The organism is Frankia sp. CcWB2 (genome assembly GCF_977927585.1).
Window position 1 is genome coordinate 1 of the sequence record NZ_CDWRCM010000126.1, and the last position, 678, is coordinate 678.

Here is a 678-nt window from a genome sequence, read left to right on the forward strand (position 1 = left end):
TTTACGCCTGACGGGCGTCGACGAAGCGTTGCGCGCCTTCCTGGCAGCGTTGGATTGACACTGCCGTCGAGTGGTTGCGCGAGGGCCGATCACCCACCGTATTTATTCACACCCCGGACAGTGCCGACGCGCTACTACTCGCCCGCTGCTTCCACGATGACGTACGGGTACGTGTGCTTGAACTCGCTGCACTGCCTCAGCCGATACCGACCGAGCCTCTGACCCTCTTCTGATCCGGAGGGGCGAAGGCGCAGGGGGCGAGGATGAGGGATGATGCCAGGGTAGGAGGCGCTGCCGGTCCGGAGGTGGCTGGAGGGGACGGGGCGGATATGACCCGTCTTCTGTTCGTGGAGGACGAACCGCAGCTGCTGCGGACCATGCGGATCACCCTGCGCGCTCGGGGGTTCGAGGTACGCACAGCGGTGGACGGCCGGCACGCGCTGTCGGAGGCGGCGTCGTGCCCACCCGACCTGGTCATTCTGGATCTTGGCTTGCCCGACATGGACGGCGTTGAGGTTATCCAGGGGCTACGGGGTTGGACCGGGGTTCCCATCATCGTGTTGTCCGGTCGCGCCTCGGGTCACGACAAGGTGGCCGCGCTCGACGCCGGCGCCGACGACTACGTCACGAAGCCGTTCTCGATCGACGAGCTGCTGGCCCGGATCCGGGCCGTGACCC

Annotated in this window: 1 protein-coding gene and 1 pseudogene; both read left to right on the forward strand. The window is 66.5% G+C overall.

Annotation, left to right across the window (positions count from 1 at the left end; all coding sequences use genetic code 11):
* Window positions 1-41: 41 nt before the first annotated feature.
* A pseudogene (locus ACY45C_RS13985) lies at window positions 42-233 on the forward strand (DUF72 domain-containing protein); the annotation flags it as partial.
* 96 nt (window positions 234-329) lie between these two features.
* A partial coding sequence (locus ACY45C_RS13990) for a response regulator (protein WP_462188041.1) occupies window positions 330-678 on the forward strand: 349 nt, incomplete at its 3' end.